Genomic DNA, 18,552 nt, shown 5'->3' on the forward strand with positions numbered 1-18,552 from the left:
GTCCATGGTGATAAAAACCATCATAAACCAGACATTTTTATTGGTGAGAATATAGACACTTTAAATGGGTTCTAACACAAGTATTTCGCACAAGGTGTATTATGTTAATTTTAGAAAATCTAAAAGTATCTTACTTATTAAAATCTTAGGAAATGTAGGCTATTTATGTCATTTGACTTTGTAAAAATCTTTAAAGAAATTGATCTTCATAAAAATGATCCAGATATTGATAATTTCATGACTAGGATCATTAATCATTGCTATGAAATGCAGCCAAACAAAAGTTGGGATCTATTCAAAGAATTAGATTACACAACTGAAGTTAAAAGTTTAACAGCCCATATAATTGACACTTTAAAAAAAGAAACTTCTCCCTTTATTGAGCAAGGGTTTTGGTTTGGTCTTTCTGATAATGGTTATCTATATTTTGCAGTATCAGATCAATATATTGCAGAAGAAGATAATCTAGATTGGATGTCTGAAGCCAAAACATATTACCCTGAGCAAGGAGCTTTTAGCTCTAAAATTTTACGATCTATTGAAGAATTAGCAGATGAAACTGAACTAGATAATTATGCTGAATATCCTTTGTTCTTAGCTTATGCACTTAAGCTAGCACAAGCGTCAATCAATCATTATAAAACCGCTTATCCAGAGAGCAAGATTGGGTATTCTGTTGGATATGATTCAGGAGATTTCATTACAGGCGGATGGATTTAATTCTTCCATTTAACATAATTGGCGTTACACGGACTAAAAAAGCCTAGATTAATATCTAGGTTTTGAAATTATAAAAATTATAAATATTAATACCACAGGGTCAAATTCTTGATTTCGCATAAGTGCATTATGTTAAATGGAGGAAGTTATTTAAGTATTTGTATATTATATTTATAAATTTTAATAGTAGCCCAAGTTCACCTTAATGCGACAGAACCAGATTTTGCCCACTGTAAAACCAAATCATCTTTCTCAGTCAGTGTTAATTTAGTTTGAGAATTATCATACTTACCAGGTACAGCCTCATGTCCAGAACATTCATTATTATTGTGAACCCAAATACCATCCTCGCCCACAAAATAGGTATGATATTCTTCAACTTCCAAATTAAATACCTGAGTACTTAGTGTTGCAACTCCTCCCCGGAAATTCCATAGATACTCAGTTTCCTCTATTGATAAGGTATTATAATCATGTCTGGCATCATATGAACTATCGATATCATAACTACCCACTTTTAAGCCTGTAGCTGAGTCCACAATTACCATATCTAAATCTGGCCACATTTCATTACGAGAACAGAACCCAACTTTACTTAAATCAAATAATGCATTTTTATTAATTTGAATTAAGTGTTTCTCCACTTTAAGGACCGGATAAACAGATACGACTGAAAATTCTTTTTTTGAATCGAAAGAAGAAAGAGTACTTTCATAGTCATCAATGTTGCATACTGGAACCCACTCTTTCCTACTTTCAACCCATATAGGATGATTTTCAGAAACGAATAATGTCTTCACTTTAAGTCTTTCACCATCACTGTATTCTACATCATGATCAACATACAGTAACCGATATATTAAATCCTCCCCTGAACAAAAAGCTCTCGTTACTCGTTTATATTCAGTCGGCGCATTTTTCCCACCCCATTCAGGACGAGATAAAACCATATCACCTAGTTTAATTTCATGAATTTTGATTAAACCCTTATCAGTATTTACAAGAGTTCCAGCAGGAAAACCAGCTCCTGAACCAAGATATGAATTCATAAATGTCTCTCTATATTTTTAATTGATAATTAATCAGTTTTTCTAAAATTAACATAATACACCTTATGCGAAATAGCCCTCTAAAGGGCTTTCTCAAACAACTTTCGCTCTTCAGCACGACGATTCACAAGACCCTGCATTACCTTGCCACCACCTTTATTCCATACATTAAATTGAGCAGATGCACCCTTATAATCTGATTCATTCAATATTTTGAGCAATGTAGATTTCTCAAAAGCTCCTTTACCGATGTTATAAGCAAGCGATACAAGTGCATCAAACTGATTTTGATTGATCGAAACAGTCACAGCACTATTCACAGCAGATTCAAATTTCTTTAAATCATGTGCCATATACGCTTTGGCTTGTGCTTCAGTGCAAGTATCCCCTTTTTTAACCTTGATGCCGTTGGGATAAATTGTGGTACCAAAACCGATGGTCCATACACCAACACCATCATCGTATGCTTTGAGTTTTATGCCCTCAAAACTGCAAATTAAAGCAATACCTGCAATACTGACTGTCTTTTGTTTTTGTTGAAAGCCTGCAACCAAGTGATTAATCTGATCAACTTGCACCTGAGATAACGAACCACCTGCTAATTTCCGAAAATTACTAAAGAGATTTTTCAAATTATCATCTGTATTTGGTACAGCTGCAAAACTTTGAACTTGGTGTAATTGTGGCTGATAAATCTTACGTCCAATAAAGGCCAAAAGTGGAAGTACCACCCCAATTAAAACTGCTTCATATTCTTTTGGAATCACTTGAAAATCTAAAGCCCATTGCAATGCCGGAATAAGCACAAGTAATAAAAAAGCCCCCAACATTGGGAGCTTTACGGATAAGTGCTTGAATGCACTTTCATTGATTAATTTCATTTACTATCCTCTCTATGACTTTGAATAATTGCCATATCTTGTTTAAGTTGATTAATTGAACTAATGGTCCAAGTACCACCAGAAATTGCTACTCCAAGCACAATACCAAGCCCCCACTTCAGCATGGCAATTGCACCTTGCGCTTTGTGATTCTGCTGTTCCAGTGCCTCCACTTTTACCCGTTGCTGATCAAGTGCCTGGTGGTAACCTTTATTAATTGCGTTTGTTTCCACCAACTGCTCAGAAACTTTTTGCAGTTTATCTGCGACTTCATTTAACTTTTTCCACAGTGATGCACTTGGCTCATTCACGTACGCCCCCTTATTTTTGGCAATAAAAAAACACCTTTCGGTGCATATATATCAATTAAGTTTAGACTTCTATCTGAACCACAGTACCCTGCGGTGCAGACCTTTTGATTTCATTATTGGAGATAAAGACCTTATCTCCTATTTTGTAAATAACCTGACTCGTGCACATCACCAAGCCTGAATTATCAGAGACCAATACTTTATAATTCGGATGATTCACAGAAGTAATGGTTCCAATAAATTCAGGGGTTTTAGGCATTAAAGCCATAAGCCTTTTTAGTGCATTACTCATTCACTGTGCGCTCCACTTTGATCTGCTGTTTAACTTCAGCATAAGTAAATGAAACACTCACTGAATCAACAACACCCCACCATTCGGTATTAAATGCTACTGTTTCTCCCGGTGTAAACTCCCTCAACTTAGACTCAATAGGCAAAGTGAAATCATGTGATTCAACACGACCTGATTTTGCTAACTGAGCTTTACCAAAGCCCCCCATACTGACAGCAGTGAATAGAGTATTGCTTACAGGCTCAAGTAGAATATCCCCTGCAGTATCTCGCCTTTTCACTTGTCCAACATTGCCATTTCGAGAGTTTGTTAGCGTAATTGAATTGTAGCTTGGTAAATCATCAAAGCTTTCTGAATGCTGTAGTACAAGGCTTTCAGGTAATAGCTTGTCATAATCTTCAAACTGCATAGCGTCCCAATACGTCTTTTTATAAAGCGGACGGATTGAAATTGTGTTGCTATTTTTTTCACTATAAATAAAGCCACCACCTGCTTCAGCTATCATTTTAATTGCATCAATTGGTGCGAGGTTTGTATAGCTCAAACTTTCTGTCTCAACAATCCAACCGAGTTCATCGAGCAACTGCCAATTCAATACCGTTTCACTGCTAACGCGATCAAGCTCAGACTGTACAAGCTGTACTGATGTCCGCTCATTCTCTTGCAAATAAGAACGTACAGGTGCGTACTTCGATTCAAGTAATGCAGACTGACTTCGACCTGTGACCGTGTATTTTGTATCTGCGAATTGGCGAGATTTAGAGTGTTCTTCATAGAGCATTAAATGAGTATTTCCATTCACACTGATTTGAAGTACATCACCAATTTCTAATTTACTTATTTCAGGTTCGGCAACAGTCAAGCTATAGGACCAACACCATCGACTTCGATCTGTATTGTATGAGCCGTTGTAAACCTTAATTTCTTCACCTGTTCGTGTATTTACAACCGATACATTGTTCACGATATACCACCATTTTTTATTTGCTACACCCGGTATGCAGTCATCAACACCAAAATTCAAAATGACATTGTGTGCATCAACTTCTGCACATAAACAATTAAACTCTAAATCTGTGTTTCCAACGTATTGCGGTAATTCAGGCTTTGTCCATGGTTGAACAGGATGTTTGCGGTAATGAATCTGTTTTGCTACATCCCAAGCCAAATGACTTGTAGTGATTAATTCAAGACCTCGATCCCATTCAAATTGATAAGTCCTTTCGAAGTGTTGGGCAACGTCATACGAGTAAGTAAATTGCTTTCGCTTTTTAACCAATTCAACCCAATCAAACTGCCTTTGAATATGCAATTTTTCAAACTCTTCAAAAATCAAAGACTTTTTAATGCCGATCCTTTCATTATCCTGCCATACAAAATTAGACTTAATTCCAAGCCCGCTTGCTTGCTCATAAACCTTCTGAATCGATTGATTAAGTACGTTGGATTTTTCAAACCTAAGATTACTTGCTACTGATAAAACTAATCCTTTGTCGTAAAAAAAAGCACTGTTTAGTGCTTTCAGAATTGGTTTTGAAAATTTAAATGCATTTTGCATCGTGATTTGCTTTGCTAATTGATATTGATCCGTTAGTAAGTGAAAAACACCCACATTATGATTAATATCAAATCGCGCTGTCAGATCAGGTATAAACGCTGTATTAATTTGGGCCTCAAGTGCACAGAACTGATCAATACGTAAAGCTATTATTTCTGCTGTAAAGCCTGTACTGACAATGCTGTTTAGTTGCGAGAGCTGCCCTTGTACCACATGTATTTCAGCAACAAAACCTGTTTGAATTTTGGCATCTAGCGTATTTAAACTGAAACTCTCAGCAGCCAATTGAGCGATTAATACTGTACTGATAACTGCTTCAAGTGTTGCAGTCTGAATCTCATCGATACCGAAATTCAGCACAACATTGTGTGCATCAACAGCTTGAAGTTCATCTTTAAAGTTCAGATTTACAACATGTGAATCTGCTGGCGTATAGTTAGACACATCTACACCCTTTTAAGTTATTGAATCACTGGTCTCAATATGACTGAATTCAGCATGAGTGTTGAGCCAGCAACTAGCACTGGATTGTTTAATGCGATATGGTCCCCCACTGCAAAATCTGCAATTGCCGAACCAGATCCACTGTAAAGTCTCGCCCATAATGCCGTGCCATCTCTTAAAACAACAGCTGCATCAGTTTGTTGAAGCTCTATGTTGTCAGGATTTAGCTTTTTAAAAGATGGCTTGGGTAATGTCATTGTGACTAAGCGCTTAGTTTCATCTGCTACTGTACTTGTATTTGCAGGTTTTGCACCACTATAAAAAGCAAAGGTAGCATTGTTGCTACCCTGATCTATGAAATCTGCAAGTGCTTTAAGTTGCGCAAGCCCTGCATCTAAAGATGGAATGATCGTACTCATTTTGGCACCACGTTGTCTTGAATTATGGCGTTATATTGCTGTTTATTATCAAAACCAATAACAAAGCAACTTATAGAGTTGTTAAGCCCAAGGATTTGATAATCCCCATTTTCATCAGGCTTTTGTACAACAATTGGTTGTAAATTTGCTTTGTTGTAAAGCACAATCAATGCATCTTGATACTTTTGACCAATTTTCTTTGTTGACCCTTTAATTGAAGCAACAGTATTTTTTTGACCAAATCCGATCTGCTCAAGTAAATTTGACGCAGGCATAACTTTATGTGAACACGGCTTCATTCTAGCTCCCCTAAATAAAAATACATCCCACCAGTATTAGCTGTGTTTGGAGTTCCGTCATAAACATACATTGATGAATCAGATAGGATCGGGTTTGTCGCTAAGTTCGTATAGCGCTCATCACCAGCAAAATAAATATGCTTTAAGGTACCTCTTAGTTTTAAATCACTGTCAGCGATTGGAATTTGAAGCGCAGCTAAATTTGTGCCTTTATATATTCCTGATCGACCACTCTTGTAGTCAGGTAAAATTGGCTTAGCCAATACCGAAGTCTTAATTCTCTGCGCGATATCATATTTGTTTACATGAACTTGTGATGTAGATTCACTGTACAATAAAGGCCAACCACCAGCGATAGTTGTATGATCCACGCCAGTTGATGCTGATAATACATGTGCCGGTCCAAGTATGAACCAGCCAGGCACCACGGATGTATTTAATGATGACTCAAACAAACCACAACCTAAAAGTTGCTTTGCTCCGCCTTGCGCTGGTGTAAAAGAATTGAAGATATAAAATGCATCAAGATCACCTGAGATTGTGAATGCTCGGTTGCCGTTTGCCGGTGCTATCGCATCGCTACCAAAGTTATAACCCTCTACACTTCGCGCCCAATGCCATCGGCACCACCCCCTAACCACTCTATCGCTAGTCCCGAATACTTTCCAATTTTTAGAGAAATCATTAACATCAAGTGGAAGTTGTAATTTACTAGGGTTTTGATAATCATCAATGTGAGTCATATCCTCAACAAGACCAACCATTGCATATTTTGCATAATTTGAATCATACACATTCATCCCATCCCCAACGCTTTCATCAACACGAATAAAAGGATGTTCTGCACGAGGTTTTTTAGCGCGATACGCACGTTTAACATCTGCACTATCACGAAATGCAATGTCATAACCAAGCGATGCAAGTTTTGCTGTACCTATCTTTGAGACCGTTTTCCCAGCATGAGTGGCTTTAAGAATAAGTTTTGTTGTACTTGGTGCACCTTTGATTCGATATTTACCATTGATTGACGCTGGTTCAAACCCTGAAAGCTCAATAATTTGAAATAATAAACTCTTATGATCTGCATATAAATTAAGAGTTATGTCACCTTGGGTATCAATACTCGCAGAAGTAATACTCGTTAAAGGCAGACCATTGACCAAGCAAGTATCAAGTAACCGAATCATGTCCCCCCAATTATTACCCAGTGTTAAGCCATTCAAATGGCTAAAAAATTGCACATCGACATCTGTAGCCATTTACTTTACTCATAAAAAAGACCGCAAAAGCGGCCATATTTGATTTAAATTTTAAACAACACGATCAATATCACCTCGAAGCATGATTTGAAATTGATCTGTTAACTCTGTTGGTTCTGACTGCTTTACTGTGCGTATCGCCCAAATTGGAAAATTCGCAGCTATTGTATTGAAACGCATAACATTGCCATTTGCCCAACCTGCACCCCAACCTTCTTTTTTAATTGTGAAGTATGGCGCATTGGTGATTGGATTCAGTGGAAAGAAATCAATAGTTGTACTTCCTGTCCCAACCTCACCCGAATACTCACCAACGCATTTAAATGTTGTGCCACTTGTAAATACAATCGCAAAGCGCTCTTGAATAGCTCCCTGATTGGTCATCGCAATCGGATAGATAGCATCATTGTAGTTTGCCGAAATTCCTCCGCCTGATCCTTCATCAGCCCATACACTTGACCATGTCTGTTGCACAAACTTGTTTGTATATCGTGCCTGCATATCATCAATAACAAGCGCCGAACCCACAATTGTGTTTTCTGTACTGTAGTTATGTGTAATTTGCTTAGCGAATGTTAATTGACCGTTGATTTGCACATCTGATATCAGAAGCATGTCTTGATAGCGATATTGAGCTGTAAATGGAGGGGTAAGTGCATTTACAGCAAAATCACCACTTAAAGTAAATTTACCGTAGTCATAATCAACCACATACATATCAAAAGGAACTTTCATACCTTTGCTATCAATCAATTCACACCATGAAATACGTGCATCAGGCAATTGATAGGTCTTGCCTGCCACATGGTCTACCATTGAAAAATCTTTGGATGCACTGATAACAGCAATATCCCCGACTCTGAAAATCGGTACCTGCCCGTCTGATGGTAGTCGAGTTGCTGAAATGCCGAGAACTTCAGGATCGAGCGGAATATATGAAAAACTCACAGCGTTGTACTTGATTTCATCTGCTGAAAACCAAGATGGCAAGAATACTGTATATAACCCAGCTCCTTCTGCAGAAGAATAGTTTGCTTCACTAAACCAACTATACTTATCAAAATACTCTTGTAATTGAACCTCATTAACCGATTGAATCTGCTCGGTGAAATACAGCTTTACAGTGCCATTTTCATAATTTACAGTGCCTTTGACCTGATTGTGAGTAATATTTCCATTCTGATCAGCTGTTACGTTAATTACTGCAGGTGAACCGATTAGTAGCTGAAAAGATAATGGGCGAATTGGCACAGTTGGGATTTTAAAGACAACAAAAGCCTGCGGCATTGAATCAACCACTTGCGATACAGACTCCCATTGCACTTGATTTCCCGAATTTGCAATCATGCCTGTGAAAGACATCCGCCCAGCACTTGAATCAAATATTCCAGAAGCAATACCCGATCCTGTACTTGTATCCATTGATGTGTAAACGCTTGCGCCCGAAACAAAATATCGTTGATTATTGATTCTCAGCGAAATTGTTTCCTCAGCCAATCCCATTCCCTGATCTTTATCAATAAACAAACAGTATTCAGATGTACGATTCAATTGCGTTGTTATCGCTTCTGATACAGCATCAACGGGCGCACTGTATTTAAAGTCTTGCGAACCACTTTCTTTGGCAAATACCACATTGATTGACTCAACACCTGTGGTCTGAGTCTTATAGTACCCACCTGTTGTTTTAACAGTACGGCGATAAAGCACACCTGTTGCCCAAGCCGCCATCTTGACCACTTTTGTTGTGTAATTAATTGTACCGACTTTTTGCAGTTTTTTGCTGTAAGTGCTATCCGTCAGAAATATTTCACCGCTTATATCTTTGTAATAAAACTCATTACTAATAATCGCCTCTATAGTTGCATTAGCAGTAGCGAGGTAGCTTTCACTGGAACTCAATACTGCACTGAACTTCATGGCATTTTGCTTTACCGAATCAAGCGTGAATTGATACATCTGGTATGTCTTACCCGATATTTCAATTCCCTCACCTGCCAACAGTCCAGGCTTGTTACCTGTGGCTATAGATGCGGAGGTGAAAGCCGTATATTCGAAATTGATTTGTGTTGAAACGGGAATTAATAGGTTTGGCTTTAAGGTGACTTTCTGATCAATAACTTGACCTGTTGCATGACCTGAAATTGTGCCATCAAGCGCCACATTAGCTGTGTAGTTGTCAGCTCCAATCGCCCACTTTAAGACACCTATTGTGTCTACCGGCTTGGCAATCGAATATTCAAGGCTAAGCTTATTAACCTGACGTGCAGTAATGTCGCTATAAGCAACATCATCGGCCCAATAGAAAATGATATCAGTACCCACATCGGGCAATGCACTGAAAGTAATTGCAACCGTACCATTGATATAATCAACAGTTCCAACGCCAATACCGTTGATACCACCGCTAATCCCTCCCGTGCCATCATCACGCAATGTATACGTCTTTTTTTGAGCCGTATAGTTGATTGCTAGACTACCGCGTGCCGGTGCTGTATCAAGTGTGCGTACATAGTTCAGGCTTTGACTTTCTTTTGTAACCTCAATGAAATCCGTATTTGAAACACGATTTCGAGCAGATGCCGGAATAAAATTAAAAGTGATGATTTTACTGCCAGTGCCTGCACCTGCATTCCACTTTATCAGTCCTTTATCATACTCAATCGTACCTACTGACGTACCTGCAGAGGTTTTTAACTCTCCTGCTTTATCCGTTACAGCATTAGCATCAAGTTGAAAACTCAAACTACCTGGTAATATTGGAGAGCCGATAAAGGTATTTGTATTGGTTCCAATGACTGCAGTGATTTGTCGTGAAATCAGATTTTGACTTGCACCCATTAACGCTGTCGATGTGCCTGAGACATTCAGGTTAATCAACGGCGTTTCAGTTTGTGCCGATGGTACCAACTGTGCAAATATACTTTTGGCCTGAGCCACAGTAGATCCAATTTGAATATCTTGAGTAATTGCAGTTGAGCTAAAGTACTTGCCTGTGTCTGCAACCAAGGTATCGCGTAAAATGGTTATTGATTTTTCACCGTTGTACCACTGTTTTGCGGTTAAGCCGACATAGTCAATTTCAAGTGCATCAGACAGCGTATACGTTACAGCTTTGTACTCAACTTCCTTCTGATCAATAATCATTTTTGCAATTCGCGATTCTACTTTTAAAATTCGTGCATATTGCTCATGCATCAAAGCCTTACCTTCGTTTGATATCAGTACAATTGTGGCACCAGGTGCCATTTCCTGTTCAGATGGAAACATGGCTACTTGTAGTGTTTTCATGCCAAGCCAATGCGTATCAAGTGGTGTGCCTGCAACCTGTGAGCCTTTAGCCAAATAGTTTTCAATGCGGTTCTGTGCCGATTCACGCTGATCAGTCCAATTTTTTGTACTGAATAAAAGCGCTGAGACATTTGGGTCTTTCGGTAATTCAGATACAAATACCGTGGCGCCCATTAATTTATCGGTATCAGCAGTCGTCACGGCGGGAAAGATCTTGCGTAAAGACACGCTTCCCATCGTTCGATCTAATTCAGAAATATCATCGAATAGATTATTGCTTAGACCATCCGCAATGACCTTACCGTTATATTTTCCCCCACCGTCGTCATTATCCGTTAAGCGCTCAGACTCATAAATTACAAGGTCTTTAGTTTCAATCGGCATCGCTTAACTCCAAAAATCGTAATGTCACGTTATATTCTTCATCTTCTGAAATAGATGGGTGATCCAGTACCGGCTTTGCTTCAATCGCTTTTTCTTGATGATTAAAGGCAACATTAAAAGTTCGCTTGTCATGAAAATATTCAAATTGCAAAGTGAATTGCTCTTGAAGTACTGACCAATCTTTTAACTTTGAAACTATATGACGCTTAACCCACGCCATGTTTTTATCAGCAGTGAGTGTGATTGGTCGCCCCGATTTCTTTTTGCCTTCCTGAATAATGAGAGTGCCATCAACTGCGCGTTCTTGTTTCTGCTCAATTGGCTGCCAATCAAATTCATCAGACCATAAAAAGCCGTCTGACAATGAGACGGCTTCTGATGTGCTTATGCGTATTAACTTCATTTCTAAGAACCTTTTTTGAGCATTTCAAACTCACTCAGCATTTTTTCCATTGCGTCCAAATCAGATGCCGAGCCACTTAATGTTGCTGTTTGCGCCCCATTGACCAATTCTAGTCTTCGTGTTGGGGTTGGGCCTGTTGTCACTGCTGCATTCCCCCCGTACTGACTGTATTTTTCCAAAGCTTCACGCACATAATTAGCATTGGATGTGCCACCACCACCACCGATAAATGACCCAACAACATCAAAACCATTTTTAGCAAGCCAAGACGCAGATGCATTCCTATATCCATCACCCAACTTAGAATTACTTATGATATTTTTAGCTATCTCAGTTGCTTTCTTCTCATCATAACCTAAAGCCTTTAGCTCTTCCTCAACACCACTTTGGTCAAATGCCAAGCGTGTTTTAGTACCTTTTGGGGTTGCATGAATACCCCCTTTTTGCGCCTTAAGTGCATTAGCCCAGGCTTCAGATGATGATAAAGCCTCTTCGCGGGCGACAGATCCAAGATCCCTAAACCCTTGTTGAGCACCTTGAGTAGCATTGGTTACTCGGTTTATAGAGTTTTCCATCTGGCCACCTGCATCAATAGTTACTTTACCTGCTTGATTTACACTAGACGTTAAGCCGTTTGCTGCAAGTTGCCCCTCATACCAAGCAATCTTTGCAGCATCACCAGATGCGTAGATTTTATCAGCCATATTCATCAGTGCTTGTCGTATCTGTTCTGCCGAGGCAACACCAGACTGTTTCATTACATTAAATGCGCGCACTTGTTTATCAGCAATTTTCGCGGCTTCTTCACTTGATGTAATTCCTAGTAGCTTATAAGCCTTTTCAACCTCGGAAATATTTTCAGGGATTTTCCCATTTACCTGATCGAGATACTCCATGCCTATCTGAACTTGTTTTGCAGAAAATACGCCTTGTTTTTCAAAAGAAATAAGCTGTTGTTTGGCTGCGTCAATTTCAGCTTCGTTTTTAGCTTGCTCAGCCCATTTTTGCCACGCTTGGTATGTTGCATTTGCAGCTTGCTGACCTGTAGCACCCATTTCTGCTAAGCCAACAACAACAGCACTGACACTTTCCCCCGTTTTTGAAAACCCAGCTGAAACCAAGTTTAAAGCCTGACTAACATCCAGCCCCAATGCTTTGGCTGCTTCAGAAAATGTTGCTTTCTGCTGAACAATTGCCTTGCCTTGCTTGTCATATTCAACAGTTAGACCCTGCGCTTCAAAGTGAAGTTTCTGCTCGGCAGTAATAATGCCGTCTGCGGAGTCAATAATTTGTTGAGCGAGTTTGATTTTTTCTTTGGTAACATCCTCCTTTTTACGTAGCGTTTCAAGATCGCTTTGTGAAACAAGGCTGTCAGCTTGTGTTTGTGATGTTGTTAATTGGTCAATTTGCAACATCGCTTGAGAGTATGCTTCAAAGTCACCACTTTTCTTTGCCTGCGCTGCTATTTGGGATAAGCGAACTTGCTCATCTGAGTGGTTTTTTTGCATTGCAAAAGAGGATGCGTCCATCTGCTGAATAGCATCATTCGACTGTTGGTGCTGCTCCACTCGTTGTTGACTTGCTTGTGCTTGAGCATTACCGACATCATCCAAACCTAACTTTGCTTGACTATATGCCTCAAAATCACCCGACTTTAATGCGGCATTTGCAGCATCATTCAATCGTACTTTTTCAGATGCAATAAACGCTTCATTTTGAACTATGACATTGCCTGTTTCTTGGGTTGCCACAACTCGATCTTGAACAAGTTTTTTCTCTTCTATTGATAGAGCTTCAAGTTTTGCAAAGCGATCGGCATTTAACTTTGCAGAATCTTCATAGATAGATACTTCTAGTGCGCCTTGATCATTAATTTTAGCAATTACCCCATCACGCAATAATTGCTCTTTGGTTAAATCACTTAAAACACCTTCATTTAATGCCATTGAAGATTCAGCCAATACTTTGGCTGCTTCAAGCTTCTCCTTATCTCGCTGAATACTTGCTTGTGCATTTTTGGATTCGAAACTATCCAACTCTGTGATTTGCGTTAGTATTGCTTTAACGGCTTCTCCATTGCCTGTCTTGCGTGCTTCAGCAAGCTCAACCTCAAGAGTAGCTTTCTTCTGTGCATTTTCAATCAGCTTCCCATTTGCTGCTTCCTCATTAGTAACAATAGTTGCTAACGATTTTTGATTGTCGGCAATCTTTTTCTGGTTTGCTTGCTCTGCATTAAGAACACTGTTATCTAGAGCTTTTTTAGTATCTGATTCAAATTTTAAAGCGCCTTCTCCAGCTTTCGCATAATACTTGTCGCGTTGAGCTGTCAACACCTCATAGTCTTTATCTAGCTTTGCCCTAACATCACCCCATGTAAACATTTTGATGTAATACGTGGTTGCGGCTGCAACATCATAAAAAGCCCCTATTAACAGATTAACCCCAATGCCAATTGCTTTCACCCCATCCGACAGGGCGCCCATTACTACCGCTAATCCATTAATAACAACCGCTAAACCATTAACTTTTTCTGATGATCCATCAACTGCACCACCCCAACCAAACAAAATATCAAGACCAGTAAGAAAGACATCATTAACCGCATCACCAACATCAACAATTGTGGAAATTAATGTTTTTAGCGCGTCATAAGCCGTAACAATTGCATTTTTTACAGCTTCAATAGTTGATGGATCTGTTTCACTGAGTCGATCACTAAAATAAGCAGCAACTTGAGCAACATCATTAAATAGTATTTTTAAAACATCTAAATTTTCAGAAAGATAAAGTAGTGTTTGCACAATACCTTTACTCGCGGCATTTGTTGAGTCAATTTCACCAATCAACATTGTGAAATTTGTTTTCACATTCGTCAACGCACCACCAATCGTTGTTGGAATTTTGGTGTACTCTTCAGCAATCACGGCGGATTGTTCTTTAAGGGCTTTAATCACGACTTCGGACGTCAACTGACCTTCGCCTGCCATCGCACGCAATTCACCTTTCGTCACACCTAAACTATCAGCTAATGCGGTGGTTAATCGTGGTGCCTGCTCCATCATAGAGTTGAATTCTTCACCACGAAGAACTCCTGACTGTAAACCCTGTATCAGCTGTGTGATTGCTGCATCAGATGCAGCAGCACTGGCACCACTAATTTGAATTGACTGGTTAATTGTCTCGGTAATTTGTAGCGCTTGTTTTTGAGTAACACCTAAGTCCTTACCTGCTTGACTGATTCGAGCATATAAATTAGCAGTGGATTCAAGACTTGAAGTTGTGCGAATTGCAACCTGACGAACCCCTTCCAATGAACTATAAAGTTCATCATTGCTTTCAGACACCAAATTTACTTGTGCTGAGATGTTCTGAAAATTGTCAGCAATTTGAGTAAGTTCGTGTACACCAAAACCAATACCGAGTGCAGCCATCGCACCTTGTAGAACATTAACGCTGCGCCCAACTTTATTCATTGCTGAACCAGATCGATCTGCACCTTGTGCCAACTCATTTGTGGCTGTACGTGATGCATTCTCAAAGCCACGTAATGATGTTGTGGCTTGTTCAATACCTGTTTCGAGTTGTCTTACGCGTTGTCTTGCGAGTTCAATATCAGCAGGTGATGCATTTGTTGCAGAAAGTCGATTCACCTCTAAGCGTGCACTTTCAAGTTGTTGCTCATACTGCCGCAATTGTTGTGTTGCATTTTGAGCCATTTGCTCCAATTGCTGACGTGTATGTGTTGAGCTATTACCTGTCGCATCAATACTTCGACGCGCACTATCTAAATTTGTGACAAGAGATGAAATCTCCCCTTGAAACTGACTTGGTACGGGTGGTGTGTTTGAAGCTGCATGCGCTGCATTTTGATAAGCGTTAACAGCAATAGTGGTCTGATGAATACCTCTTTCAAGATTTTGCACTTGATCTTGTGCATTTTGAATATCTTGTGGTGTCGCATTAGTTGCAGATAAGCGATTCAGTTCTAGTCGAGCATCTCGCAATTCATTTTGTAGTCGATCAATCGCTTGCTGCCCATACTCGCCCATTTGCCTTAAATTATCAGCACTGAGTTCTGATGCGCCAGAAACACGGTTTAGCTCTTGAGTCACATTATGAAAATTTTGAACTAGCGTGCTGACTTCTTGACTCAGTTGCATTGATTGTCGTAAACGATCTGATTCTTGCTTAATGCGATCAAACATTTTTTTTGCAGCATCAGAACTTCTTTCTAAATTCTGAGTTAAGTTATTTGTGTCTGCGTTCAGTATTAATTTAAATGTGAGCTCTTTAGCCATTTTACTTTCCTACAGGCATAAAAAAACCGCCCGTAAAGGCGGTTTAACAATTAAAATGTTCATTCAAACAAGCAAGGTTGCATTAGCTGCTCAACTTCTGTTAGAGCAGTGACAAGAATATCTCTTTTCTTTCGGTAGCTACCTAAAATATGTCCTGCCAGACTTGCATCTGCTTTCTCTAAGTCTAGTTGCAGGCAGAGCTTGTTATGAATTTTGTTATAGCTTAAGTCTTGTGAGCGAATAAATTCTCGTGTTTCAAAAAATGCCTTCACTAAAGCCTTTTTGAATTCAATTACTCGCGGACTATTCCGCATCAATGTCATCAAGAACGTGGCTTGCTGTTCATTAAGTGGCACAAATTTCCTTTCTTGCGTACCACCATTCGTTTCAAAGGATTGGATTTTAAATCCAACCCCTCCAAATTCCTGAAAGTCCTGCATGTAAGTACGGACTAATTTTATGATTGTGGCGTGCTGAATACCCAAACCCAAAGCAATCTGCAAGGTGGTTGTCATTGGCTGACCACCTTCAACACGAACAATTTCAATTGGTTTTAACATAGCGCTCATAAATAACTCCTTTAGAGTTGCGTGGACCCAAATGCAGAACGCAAATAAAACACTCAGGCATTAAAAAAGCCGAACTAAATAGCTCGGCTTTAAGGTTAAACACGTTATCAACGGGTCAATATTTTCCTTCCTTTTTAGTTTAAGGAAATAAAAAAATTATCTTTCAAAAAGTATAGGTGTAAAAAAACCCACTCGATGATGGGTGGGTTTATAAGGGGGTACTTATTTTTCAACTTGTCGATTAATTACATAAAATCTTTTACCATTTTTACAATCCACAAAAGAGGCAATCGTATCTGGAAAATTGCTTTTATCCCCAGAATACCCAACATAGATAACTTCATCACATTCGCTTAATTTAGAAATTATATCAGCCGCATTTTGGTCATGTTCTTGAATAGCCTTAAGCCCTGAATCACCTACTTCTTTGTGAAGTTTTGGATATGCACCTTCAGTATATTCACCTAATGCATTTTTATTAATTTTAGACACAATGAACTCCTATTAATAGTATTAAAAAAGCACCCTAGGGTACTTTTTTAATTTATTTACTACACTGAGAATAAACCCATTAAAAATTATAGCGCAAGCCAAATTTATACACGGGTGTCTCAGCATCACCAAGACTTATAGAGTTGCCATACCTTGCTTTCAAACCAACTAGGCTGCCATTTTTAATTTCATCTTCCAATATACCGCCACTGGCAGTACAAGTTCCACTATTCGTAGCACCTTCTCTCCACTGCCCATCATTACATAGAGTTTTATCACGCTCGTTTTCTACCACACCACCATTTCCATTACATAAAGATGAGGCTGTACCCTTGTACCAATAACCATTGTTACAAACAACTTTGTCTTTATATTTATCTGGTGATGTTTCATTACCACTAACTGATGTCGAACCGTTACCAAAGTAGCCATTCTTACTACTTAAATCGAATAACCATTTATAACCAACATTGGCAAACAGATCCAAGCGATTTGTGATCGAGTAACCAGCCTCAATACCAACAGGCAAAGATATAAAGTTTAGATTGCTATCTGTAATTCCTGAATCAATACGTGTGTAGCCAATACCTGCCAATCCATTTAAATAAAAATTACCCTTATTTAAAATGTTGTAATGTCCACCGATAGTGCCCTCATAATAATTTGAATCGGTTTTGCTGCTAGTTGAAAACTCAGCCTTCCCCCAAATACCATGCTGTCTTGGTGACGTGCTAAAACCTATTGCCGCACCATTAAAGCTAGTCTCAATATCAGTATCAAATTCCACATTAGAATGAGTATATTCAAACGTGGTCGAGTAGCCACTTGTTTTTTCTGCCCCAAAAGCAAATGATGATAGAATTGATGCAACCGCAAGCAATATTATTTTTTTCATAAATATCTCTAAAGAATAAACGTAAGTAGAAAATAAAATACTTTACCTTAACGCTCCCACGACATATTTGTTATACGCCCTTCAACAACAGTGATCTTATATTTCAGATTACCAATTGTATAGCTGTAATCAATCACAAATAATAACTTGCCATTTCGATCACGAGTAGTGTATTCATTTTTAGCTTCAGGTCGTCCAAGCTTTTGAATCATTGAGTTTTGTGAGTCACCAAGACTCACAATATCGTTTGAAGTGCGAATAGCTCTTGTGTCAGTTGCTGCAAATACTGCGGTAGAAGTTAAAAGCATTGCTGCTAAAATTAATTTTTTCATAATTATTCCCTCATTAATACAATGAATAATAACTATGCAAAAACATTCATGCAATGTGAAATATCTCATTTTTTCAGACTTTTAGTGTAGCTTTCAAAACCCTTCTTATCCGCATGATATGCAACGCGTATTGCACCACTGTGGCTTAAAATTGAATTTTGCTCATTACGCTGAGCCGCTTTTAAGTATTCTAAAAATGCACCAAAGCTATAATCTAGAATATCTTTATGCCGATGCCCTTTGCTAATTAAGAACTGAAATGAGTCAAACCAGGTGTTATCTGTTTTTTCTTTTGATTTTTTTGCAGTATCTTGATCAAAATAGGCTTGATTCACCTCAATCACACTTTTAAATATAGATATAAACTTATCAGCATCAGTGTTCATAATTAATGCGAAGAATGCACAATCATGAATAGTTGATAATGTGCATAAAAGTTGTGCGAATAACTTATGGTTAATGACTACTTCTTCAATTTTTTCTATCGAATAATCATTTTCCAACTCAACTCGAATTGGTTCTGCGAATTGCGACCATTTATCCAAATTCCTAACAGTGATTTGCTCAATCTCAATATCACTTTCAACTACTGTTCTATTCTCAGCAAGAAAGAATTCATTCATAGTTAAATCCTAAAAAACAGGCACAAAAAAAGA

At 38.7% G+C, this 18,552-nt stretch carries 17 protein-coding genes; 1 reads left to right on the forward strand and 16 read right to left on the reverse strand.

All coding sequences use genetic code 11. The features are described from left to right. The first annotated feature begins 165 nt into the window (after positions 1 to 165). Positions 166 to 720, forward strand: a complete 555-nt coding sequence (locus ACK2M2_RS13440) for a hypothetical protein (RefSeq protein WP_409511795.1) — start codon at positions 166 to 168, stop codon at positions 718 to 720. A 197-nt stretch (positions 721 to 917) separates the two neighbouring features. On the opposite strand, the gene ACK2M2_RS13445 is transcribed toward ACK2M2_RS13440, so the two are convergent. From ACK2M2_RS13445 to ACK2M2_RS13520, 16 genes are all read right to left on the reverse strand, one after another. After that, positions 918 to 1,769 carry a hypothetical protein gene (locus ACK2M2_RS13445; protein WP_409511796.1) on the reverse strand — a complete coding sequence of 284 codons (852 nt, stop codon included), beginning with the start codon at positions 1,767 to 1,769 and terminating at the stop codon, positions 918 to 920. 80 nt (positions 1,770 to 1,849) lie between these two features. Next, positions 1,850 to 2,401, reverse strand: coding sequence for a lysozyme (locus tag ACK2M2_RS13450; RefSeq protein ID WP_419349355.1), 552 nt, complete (start codon positions 2,399 to 2,401; stop codon positions 1,850 to 1,852). A gap of 245 nt (positions 2,402 to 2,646) precedes the next feature. Beyond that, positions 2,647 to 2,961 (reverse strand): hypothetical protein, encoded by a 315-nt coding sequence (locus tag ACK2M2_RS13455; protein ID WP_409510512.1) that lies wholly within the window; start codon positions 2,959 to 2,961, stop codon positions 2,647 to 2,649. Positions 2,962 to 3,022: 61 nt separating this feature from the next. After that, complete coding sequence (locus tag ACK2M2_RS13460) at positions 3,023 to 3,253, reverse strand: hypothetical protein (protein WP_419349281.1); 231 nt, start codon at positions 3,251 to 3,253, stop codon at positions 3,023 to 3,025. After that, positions 3,246 to 5,255 (reverse strand): hypothetical protein, encoded by a 2,010-nt coding sequence (locus ACK2M2_RS13465; protein WP_419349282.1) that lies wholly within the window; start codon positions 5,253 to 5,255, stop codon positions 3,246 to 3,248. Before ACK2M2_RS13465 ends, ACK2M2_RS13460 begins: the two co-directional genes overlap by 8 nt. Before the next feature lie 17 nt (positions 5,256 to 5,272). Next, on the reverse strand, positions 5,273 to 5,674 hold the full coding sequence (locus ACK2M2_RS13470) for a hypothetical protein (protein WP_419349284.1): 402 nt from the start codon (positions 5,672 to 5,674) through the stop codon (positions 5,273 to 5,275). Beyond that, a complete protein-coding gene (locus tag ACK2M2_RS13475) occupies positions 5,671 to 5,973 on the reverse strand; it encodes a hypothetical protein (protein ID WP_419349286.1) in 303 nt (100 codons plus the stop codon). The genes ACK2M2_RS13470 and ACK2M2_RS13475 overlap by 4 nt, the downstream gene beginning before the upstream one ends. After that, positions 5,970 to 7,232, reverse strand: coding sequence for a hypothetical protein (locus ACK2M2_RS13480; protein WP_419349288.1), 1,263 nt, complete (start codon positions 7,230 to 7,232; stop codon positions 5,970 to 5,972). The genes ACK2M2_RS13475 and ACK2M2_RS13480 overlap by 4 nt, the downstream gene beginning before the upstream one ends. 51 nt (positions 7,233 to 7,283) lie before the next feature. Further along, positions 7,284 to 8,963, reverse strand: a complete 1,680-nt coding sequence (locus ACK2M2_RS13485) for a hypothetical protein (protein ID WP_419349356.1) — start codon at positions 8,961 to 8,963, stop codon at positions 7,284 to 7,286. Positions 8,964 to 10,896: 1,933 nt separating this feature from the next. Beyond that, positions 10,897 to 11,310 (reverse strand): hypothetical protein, encoded by a 414-nt coding sequence (locus tag ACK2M2_RS13490; protein WP_419349289.1) that lies wholly within the window; start codon positions 11,308 to 11,310, stop codon positions 10,897 to 10,899. Positions 11,311 to 11,312: 2 nt separating this feature from the next. After that, complete coding sequence (locus ACK2M2_RS13495) at positions 11,313 to 15,608, reverse strand: tape measure protein (RefSeq protein WP_419349291.1); 4,296 nt, start codon at positions 15,606 to 15,608, stop codon at positions 11,313 to 11,315. 59 nt (positions 15,609 to 15,667) lie between these two features. After that, positions 15,668 to 16,177 (reverse strand): Rha family transcriptional regulator, encoded by a 510-nt coding sequence (locus tag ACK2M2_RS13500; RefSeq protein ID WP_419349293.1) that lies wholly within the window; start codon positions 16,175 to 16,177, stop codon positions 15,668 to 15,670. A 222-nt stretch (positions 16,178 to 16,399) separates the two neighbouring features. Continuing rightward, positions 16,400 to 16,669, reverse strand: coding sequence for a hypothetical protein (locus tag ACK2M2_RS13505; RefSeq protein WP_419349294.1), 270 nt, complete (start codon positions 16,667 to 16,669; stop codon positions 16,400 to 16,402). Positions 16,670 to 16,748: 79 nt separating this feature from the next. Continuing rightward, entirely contained in the window at positions 16,749 to 17,564 is an 816-nt protein-coding gene (locus tag ACK2M2_RS13510; RefSeq protein WP_419349296.1) for a hypothetical protein, read from the reverse strand. 47 nt (positions 17,565 to 17,611) lie between these two features. Next, positions 17,612 to 17,896, reverse strand: a complete 285-nt coding sequence (locus tag ACK2M2_RS13515; protein WP_419349298.1) for a hypothetical protein — start codon at positions 17,894 to 17,896, stop codon at positions 17,612 to 17,614. 65 nt (positions 17,897 to 17,961) lie between these two features. Continuing rightward, positions 17,962 to 18,519 (reverse strand): hypothetical protein, encoded by a 558-nt coding sequence (locus ACK2M2_RS13520; RefSeq protein WP_419349300.1) that lies wholly within the window; start codon positions 18,517 to 18,519, stop codon positions 17,962 to 17,964. Between the last annotated feature and the right edge of the window lie 33 nt (positions 18,520 to 18,552).

The sequence above is a fragment of the Acinetobacter sp. TY1 genome, assembly GCF_048551395.1.
Lineage (GTDB): Bacteria > Pseudomonadota > Gammaproteobacteria > Pseudomonadales > Moraxellaceae > Acinetobacter.

Bases quoted from the DNA above. Each gene is read 5' to 3' on its own strand.
- ACK2M2_RS13440 (WP_409511795.1), top strand. From the start codon at position 166: ATGTCATTTGACTTTGTAAAAATCTTTAAAGAAATTGATCTTCATAAA.
- ACK2M2_RS13445 (WP_409511796.1), bottom strand. From the start codon at position 1,769: ATGAATTCATATCTTGGTTCAGGAGCTGGTTTTCCTGCTGGAACTCTT.
- ACK2M2_RS13460 (WP_419349281.1), bottom strand. From the start codon at position 3,253: ATGAGTAATGCACTAAAAAGGCTTATGGCTTTAATGCCTAAAACCCCT.
- ACK2M2_RS13470 (WP_419349284.1), bottom strand. From the start codon at position 5,674: ATGAGTACGATCATTCCATCTTTAGATGCAGGGCTTGCGCAACTTAAA.
- ACK2M2_RS13475 (WP_419349286.1), bottom strand. From the start codon at position 5,973: ATGAAGCCGTGTTCACATAAAGTTATGCCTGCGTCAAATTTACTTGAG.
- ACK2M2_RS13480 (WP_419349288.1), bottom strand. From the start codon at position 7,232: ATGGCTACAGATGTCGATGTGCAATTTTTTAGCCATTTGAATGGCTTA.
- ACK2M2_RS13485 (WP_419349356.1), bottom strand. From the start codon at position 8,963: ATGGCGGCTTGGGCAACAGGTGTGCTTTATCGCCGTACTGTTAAAACA.
- ACK2M2_RS13490 (WP_419349289.1), bottom strand. From the start codon at position 11,310: ATGAAGTTAATACGCATAAGCACATCAGAAGCCGTCTCATTGTCAGAC.
- ACK2M2_RS13495 (WP_419349291.1), bottom strand. From the start codon at position 15,608: ATGGCTAAAGAGCTCACATTTAAATTAATACTGAACGCAGACACAAAT.
- ACK2M2_RS13500 (WP_419349293.1), bottom strand. From the start codon at position 16,177: ATGAGCGCTATGTTAAAACCAATTGAAATTGTTCGTGTTGAAGGTGGT.
- ACK2M2_RS13510 (WP_419349296.1), bottom strand. From the start codon at position 17,564: ATGAAAAAAATAATATTGCTTGCGGTTGCATCAATTCTATCATCATTT.
- ACK2M2_RS13515 (WP_419349298.1), bottom strand. From the start codon at position 17,896: ATGAAAAAATTAATTTTAGCAGCAATGCTTTTAACTTCTACCGCAGTA.
- ACK2M2_RS13520 (WP_419349300.1), bottom strand. From the start codon at position 18,519: ATGAATGAATTCTTTCTTGCTGAGAATAGAACAGTAGTTGAAAGTGAT.